This is a genomic window from Gordonia malaquae NBRC 108250, assembly GCF_000344135.1.
GTDB lineage: Bacteria > Actinomycetota > Actinomycetes > Mycobacteriales > Mycobacteriaceae > Gordonia > Gordonia malaquae.
Map to the genome: position 1 here is coordinate 1 of NZ_BAOP01000063.1, position 6627 is coordinate 6627.

Consider the following 6627-nt stretch of genomic DNA (forward strand, 5'->3'; position numbering starts at 1 on the left):
CCCGTTCTGGGATGTCTCAAGGAGCAGCGGGCAGCGTCCCGCAAGAGGCAGGGCGCTCGAGAAGGCTGGCGGGCTAGCGCTGGACGGCTTTGGCCACGGCGATGCAGCGGGTGATCCAGTCGCGCTCGTCGGCGTCGAGGGCGCGGTTCATGCGTTTAGCGTCTTCAACGGCCCAGTGGGCATTGAGGATCATGCGGACGATCACCCAGTCGCGGGCACGGTCGTCGTCGAGTCCGGCAGCTTCGACGAGCGTGTAGAAGCGGCGCTGGATCGACTCGCGCAAGTAGCCGTCCATCTCGTCCCACCGGTTCCACAACATCGGAGCGAGCTCATAGTGCGGGTCGCCCGACATCGGCTGAGGATCGATCACCAGCCACGGCTCACGGTCGGCCGCGAGCACGTTCTCGTAGTGAAGGTCGCCGTGGATGATCCGCCCGACCGACGCCGGATCGTCGACGAACGCCCTGCCGCGGTTGAGAGCGTGGTCTATCAGCCTCCGCGGAACCGGCATCTCCCTGGCGTCGGCTTCAAGCGCGCCGAGCCAGCGGTCGACGAAACCGGTGAGTGGCCGCAGCCGCGGCGGAGCGGGCCGGTGCAGCCTCGAATAGAAGCCCGCGACGATCTCGCACGCCTGCAGGTCCCACTCCTGCGACAGGTCACGTGAATGGAGCTGTTCGAGGAGCATCGCGTGGCGGGCGGGGTCGGCTCGGAACATCGTCACGGCGCCGTCCCCCGCCCAATACGTCAGTGCGAGGTGCTCATGTTCGGTCTCCGGGGACGAGTCGAAGCCGACCTTCAGCATCGCGTCCCCGTCAGAGGTGCTGACCGGAATCACGATCGACGCGAACCCGTTGGTCGGCTCTCCCACCACGGTCAGCCCCCAGTCGGAGACGATCTCGTCGCAGAGCCGCGGGAGCCGGTCGAGCCAGTTCTCCCAGTCGGGCCCGAGACGTCGTTGGGCGTTCAGCTCGTCAGGGATGCGCACCATTCCAGCGTACGGAGACAGTTACTCGACGGCCTTCATACAGCCGCCGAGGCGACCGACGTCGGACGCGGGCACGCCGAACGCGGCACAGTCGATCGAGGTTCCGACGTCGAGTGCCCGCCAGGTTCCATCCGAATAGCGGAACAGCACCCCCGTCGGCTGCGTCCGGCCGTCGGGCATGGTGTGGGCGATCGCCGAGTCACCGGAGCAGTCGACGTGCTCGAACGTGATCGGCCACGCCAGCCGCTCGGAGAGATCCGAATTCTGCACCATCATCACCAGATCGTCCGCTTCCGCGAACGCACACGGCGTCAGCGGCTCGTCGACGGTGGTCTGCTCCGCCGACAGCGGCTCCGCGGAGCATCCGACGACGACGATCGCAGTTCCAGACAGGAGGAAGGCGCCCACGACTCCGGCGATGCTGCGCTTCATCGGTGCGCCCTTCCTCCCTCGCGTCGACCCGGAGTCGAACGCTGACATCAACTACATCGAACACAGCTTGTTCGCTGTGAACAGTCTGTCATTCGACTGGACGACGCGGGCCGGTTGGCCATTCCCTCGCCGTCGACGCGGCGAGTAGTCAGGCTGCGACGAGCTCGCGCTCGGTCGCCGTTGCCGACTCGCCGCCGGGCAGGCGGGTGGCGACCAGGTAGACGGCCAGCCCGGCCGCGGTGATGATCGCGCCGACCCACAGCGGAGAGGTGTAGCCGAGCCCTGCGGCCAGGGTGAGGCCGCCGATCCAGGCGCCGAGAGCGTTTCCGACGTTGAACGCCGCGATGTTGGCGCCGGAGGCCAGCGTCGGCGCATCCCCCGCGTAGTTCATGATGCGCATCTGCAGGCCGGGGACGGTAGCGAAGCCGAGACCGCCCATGAGGACTAGTGCAACGACGGTCGCGATCTGCGAGCCTGCGGTCAGCGCAAACGCCGCGAGCACTACTGCGAGAGCGATGAACAGGGCGATCAGCGTGCGACGCAGGTCGCGGTCGGCAGCGCGGCCGCCTAGCAAGTTGCCGACGAAGAGACCGACACCGAAGAGGACGAGCAACCACGGCACTGTCGACGAGCTGAAGCCGCTGACGTCGGTAAGGGTGTAGGCGATGTAGGTGAAGGCGCCGAACATGCCGCCGTATCCGAGGACGGTCACGACCATCGACAGCCACACCTGGCGGCTGCGGAAGATGCCGAACTCGGCGAAGACCCCAGCACGCTCGCGTGGCGCCGGAGTCGGCTTGACCAACGCCGCGATACCGATGAGCGCGATGACGCCGATGACGGTGATGGCCCAGAAGGTGGACCGCCAGCCTGCGGCCTGACCGAGGAAGGTGCCGAGCGGGACGCCGAGCACGTTGGAGATGGTGAGGCCGGCGAACATGATCGAGATCGCCCCCGCGCGGCGATTCTCTGGAACCAAATCCGCCGCGACGACGGCGCCGATTCCGAAGAATGCGCCGTGGCACAGTGCAGCGACGATCCGGCCTGCGAGCATCAGTTCATAGGTGGACGCCGTCGCCGACATCAAATTGCCGACGATAAAGAGGACGAGCAGTCCGAGCAACGCCTTCTTGCGGTCGATCCGACCGAGCAGCGCCGTCATCAGAATGCCGCCAATGGCGACCGACAACGCGTAGCCGGAGATCAGATAACCGGCGACGGTCTCGGTGACGGCGAAGTCGGTGGCCACTTCGGGCAGCAGCCCCATGATCACGAACTCCGTGAGACCGATCCCGAATCCGCCGAGGGCGAGGGCGTAGAGCGCTACAGGCATATCAACTCCTTACAATTAGCGGCGTGTGCAATCTTTGCTTACGCAACGAGTTAGATAGTTGCACGCGCTGGTTATCTTCGCAAGGTGCTATGCTGACCGCACTGACGAAAGGCGGCTGACCATGGGAATCGCAGACGACGCGGTCGAGATCCGCGCCCGCGGATGGCGCACCCTTGTGGCACTCCATTCCCTCATCGAGACCAAGCTGGAGCGGTCTCTGCAGTCCGAACACGGACTGTCAGTGGTGGAGTTCACCGTCCTCGACGCACTCAGCCGGCAGGACGGATGGCACATGCGGATGCAGCAGCTCGCTCGTGCGGCAGCGCTGTCGAGCAGTGCGACCACCCGGCTGGTGACCCGCTTGGAAGACCGCGGACTTCTGACGCGCATCCTCTGTGCGGACGACCGACGAGGCATCTACACCGAACTGACGCCGTCCGGCGTCGCGCTTCTCGAAGCCGCACGACCCACCCACGACCGCACTCTCGAGGAAGCCCTCCAGGAAGCAGGCGAGCAGCCGGAGCTCGCATCGCTCGTCGACGCGGTGCACTTGAGATCACCGGCTTAAACTGTCGACCATGGCGATCGAACCGGACACCAAGGATTGGACCTGGGTGATGTCGCGCCCGTGCACCGACTGCGGGTTCGACCCGTCGACGGTGGACCGCGACGAGGTCGGCGATCGGATCGCATCGTCCGCCGACGGCTGGGCGGACATCCTGTCCGGGCCCGAAGCGACGCAACGTCCGAACGACTCCACCTGGTCGCCGCTCGAGTACGGCTGTCACATCCGCGATGTGCACCGCATCATGGCCAAGCGTCTCGAATTGATGCTGACCACCGAACCCGCCGAGTTCGCGAACTGGGACCAGGACGAGACCGCCGTCGCGGACGGCTACCGGACACAAGACCCGACTGTCGTCGCGGGCGAGATCGCCGACGCAGCGGCCCGGTTCGCAGCCGCCTACGACGCGGTCGCCGACGACCAGTGGGACCGACGGGGCCTCCGCAGCAACGGATCGTCGTTCACAGTGGACACGTTCGCCGTGTACGCCCTCCACGACCTCGAACACCACCGGGTCGACGTCGGCCTCCCGGCTCGATCTCCGCGGCCATGACCACCGCTCTTGTCCTTGCAGGCGGTGCCAATCTCGGCGCCACCCAAGTGGGCATGATGCAGGCGCTCCGCGAACGGGGCGTCTCCCCCGACGTCCTGATCGGCACGTCGGCCGGCGCGTTGAACGCGTCGTTCATCTCCGGTCACGGTTTCACGGGAGCGGCACTCGACGATCTCTCCGACGTGTGGCGTTCGCTCAAGGCGTGGGATCTCTTTCCGCCGAGCGTCCGCCAAGTGGTCGGAGCGTTGCGCGGGCAGCGCCCGTCGATGTTCGACGACAGCGGGATGCGCGACCTCGTCGACAAACACCTGACGTTCGATCGACTCGAGGACGCACCGATCGATCTCACCGTCATCGCCACCGACCTGGTCACCGGCGACGAGGTGCCGCTGCGGACCGGACCGGCCGTCGATGCGGTGCTCGCGAGCAGCGCGCTGCCCGGACTTCTGCCGCCGGTTCTGTGGGAGGGCCGCACACTCGTCGACGGCGGTGTCTCCGACAACACCGCTCTGGGACCTGCGATCGACCGGGGAGCGGACATCGTCTACGTCCTCCCTTGCGGTGACCCGTGCACGCTGACCGAGCCGCCGGACAACGTCGCCGAGATCCTCCTCCACACCATGGCCCTGCTCATCCACCGCAGGCTGATCACCGACATCCGCGAATACTCCGACGACGCCGAGTTGATCGTCCTGCCGCCACCGTGCCCGATCACGGTCGGCGCCCTCGATTTCAGTCGGGCCGACGAGCTCATCGTCGAGGCGTACCTGACGGCGGCGTCGTTCCTCGACGTCGACGGAGGCCGTCGCGCCGAGCCCGCCGAGCCTCTCGTCAGTTCGTGAGCAACCCTGACCGAATCGCCGCCGACCAGCACCGATTCGCCCCGCAACAAGTGATATAGGGTAGCCTTACTCCTGCCTGGCCGCATGCGATGGATACCATGCGTCCCGTGAGCGAATCTGCATCGGCCCCCGAATTCCTCTACTCGGATCTCCTCCCGGCGAACCAGGACGACACGCCCTATCGTCTGGTGACCACCGAGGGCGTCTCGACGTTCGAGGTGGACGGTCAGAAGTTCCTGAAGGTGGAGCCCGAAGCGATCCAGCGACTCACCTCCGAGGCGATGCACGACATCAGCCATTACCTGCGCCCAGCGCATCTGCGTCAGCTACGCAAGATCATCGACGACCCGGAAGCGTCGGGCAACGACCGTTTCGTGGCACTCGATCTGCTGAAGAACGTCAACATCTCGGCAGGCGGCGTCCTCCCGATGTGTCAGGACACCGGCACCGCGATCGTCATGGGCAAGAAGAGCGAAGGCGTCCTCACCGGCGTCGACGACGGCGAGGTGATCAGCCGCGGCGTGTACGACGCCTACACCAAGCTCAACCTGCGCTACTCGCAGCTCGCGCCGATCACGACGTACGACGAGAAGAACACCGGAACCAACCTGCCCGCGCAGATCGAGATCTACGCGACCGAGCAGGGCCCCAAGGGTCCCGAGTACAAGTTCCTGTTCATGGCCAAGGGCGGCGGCTCGGCCAACAAGTCGTTCCTGTTCCAGGAGACCAAGGCGATCCTGAACCCGAAGCGCATGCTCGAGTTCCTCGACGAGAAGATCCGCTCGCTCGGCACCGCCGCGTGCCCGCCGTACCACCTGGCCGTGGTCATCGGTGGAACGTCGGCCGAGTTCGCGCTCAAGACCGCCAAGTACGCCTCCGCTCACTACCTGGACAACCTCCCGACTGAGGGGTCGATGGCAGCGCACGGCTTCCGCGACACCGAGCTGGAGGAGGAAGTCTTCAAGCTCACCCAGTCGTTCGGCATCGGCGCGCAGTTCGGCGGCAAGTACTTCTGCCACGACGTGCGTGTGGTCCGACTCCCCCGCCACGGCGCGTCGTGCCCCGTCGCGATCGCCGTGTCGTGCTCGGCCGACCGTCAGGCCCTCGGCAAGATCACCGCCGACGGCGTGTTCCTCGAACAGCTCGAGACAGATCCTGCCCAGTACATGCCCGATGCGGGCGTCGCCGAGGACATCGCAGGCGGCGAGGTGGTCGACATCGACCTCAACCAGCCGATGGCCGACATCCTCGCTGAGCTGACCAAGCACCCGGTGAAGACCCGCCTGTCGCTGACCGGCCCGCTGGTCGTGGCCCGCGACATCGCGCACGCCAAGATCAAGGACCTCCTCGACTCCGGGCAGCCTATGCCCGAGTACCTCAAGAACCACCCCGTGTACTACGCCGGACCGGCGAAGACCCCCGAGGGCATGGCGTCGGGTTCGTTCGGACCGACCACGGCCGGCCGCATGGACAGTTACGTCGAGCAGTTCCAGGCGGCAGGCGGCTCGATGGTGATGCTCGCCAAGGGCAACCGCTCCAAGCAGGTCACCACCGCGTGCGACACGCACGGCGGCTTCTACCTCGGCTCCATCGGCGGCCCCGCAGCACGCCTGGCCCTCGACTGCATCAAGAGCCAGGAAGTGATCGAGTACCCCGAGCTCGGCATGGAGGCCGTGTGGAAGATCGAGGTCGAGAACTTCCCCGCCTTCATCGTCGTCGACGACAAGGGCAACGACTTCTTCACCGATCCCTCGGGCACCGTCAATGTGCCGATCAGCGGCATCCGCGTCCGTTCGAAGGAACGCTGACCCCTCTGATCCTTCACTGCTCCTTGAAGTCGCGCTCCCCTGCTCCTTGAGCGAGCACGACTCACTGCTCCTTGAGCGAGCTTGCGAGTCGAAAGGTCTGGCCTCACCG

The 6627-nt window shown here is 66.1% G+C and carries 7 protein-coding genes; 4 read left to right on the plus strand and 3 right to left on the minus strand.

Annotation, left to right across the window (positions count from 1 at the left end):
* Positions 1–73 precede the first annotated feature (73 nt).
* The 3 genes from GM1_RS20960 to GM1_RS20970 all read right to left on the minus strand — a co-directional run bounded on the left by GM1_RS20960 (position 74) and on the right by GM1_RS20970 (position 2750).
* On the minus strand, positions 74–988 hold the full coding sequence (locus tag GM1_RS20960) for an aminoglycoside phosphotransferase family protein (protein ID WP_008382253.1): 915 nt from the start codon (positions 986–988) through the stop codon (positions 74–76).
* A gap of 18 nt (positions 989–1006) precedes the next feature.
* Complete coding sequence (locus GM1_RS20965; RefSeq protein WP_008382254.1) at positions 1007–1417, minus strand: hypothetical protein; 411 nt, start codon at positions 1415–1417, stop codon at positions 1007–1009.
* 148 nt (positions 1418–1565) lie between these two features.
* Entirely contained in the window at positions 1566–2750 is a 1185-nt protein-coding gene (locus GM1_RS20970; protein ID WP_008382255.1) for an MFS transporter, read from the minus strand.
* Positions 2751–2871: 121 nt separating this feature from the next.
* Here GM1_RS20970 and GM1_RS20975 point away from each other — a divergent pair, with 121 nt between their 5' ends.
* The 4 genes from GM1_RS20975 (at position 2872) to GM1_RS20990 (ending at position 6518) form a co-directional block, all read left to right on the plus strand.
* Positions 2872–3318, plus strand: a complete 447-nt coding sequence (locus GM1_RS20975) for a MarR family winged helix-turn-helix transcriptional regulator (RefSeq protein WP_008382256.1) — start codon at positions 2872–2874, stop codon at positions 3316–3318.
* A gap of 10 nt (positions 3319–3328) precedes the next feature.
* Positions 3329–3868 (plus strand): DinB family protein, encoded by a 540-nt coding sequence (locus GM1_RS20980; RefSeq protein WP_008382257.1) that lies wholly within the window; start codon positions 3329–3331, stop codon positions 3866–3868.
* Positions 3865–4710 (plus strand): patatin-like phospholipase family protein, encoded by an 846-nt coding sequence (locus tag GM1_RS20985; RefSeq protein ID WP_008382258.1) that lies wholly within the window; start codon positions 3865–3867, stop codon positions 4708–4710. Before GM1_RS20980 ends, GM1_RS20985 begins: the two co-directional genes overlap by 4 nt.
* Positions 4711–4817: 107 nt before the next feature.
* A complete protein-coding gene (locus tag GM1_RS20990; protein WP_040520940.1) occupies positions 4818–6518 on the plus strand; it encodes a fumarate hydratase in 1701 nt (566 codons plus the stop codon).
* The last annotated feature ends 109 nt before the right edge of the window (positions 6519–6627 follow it).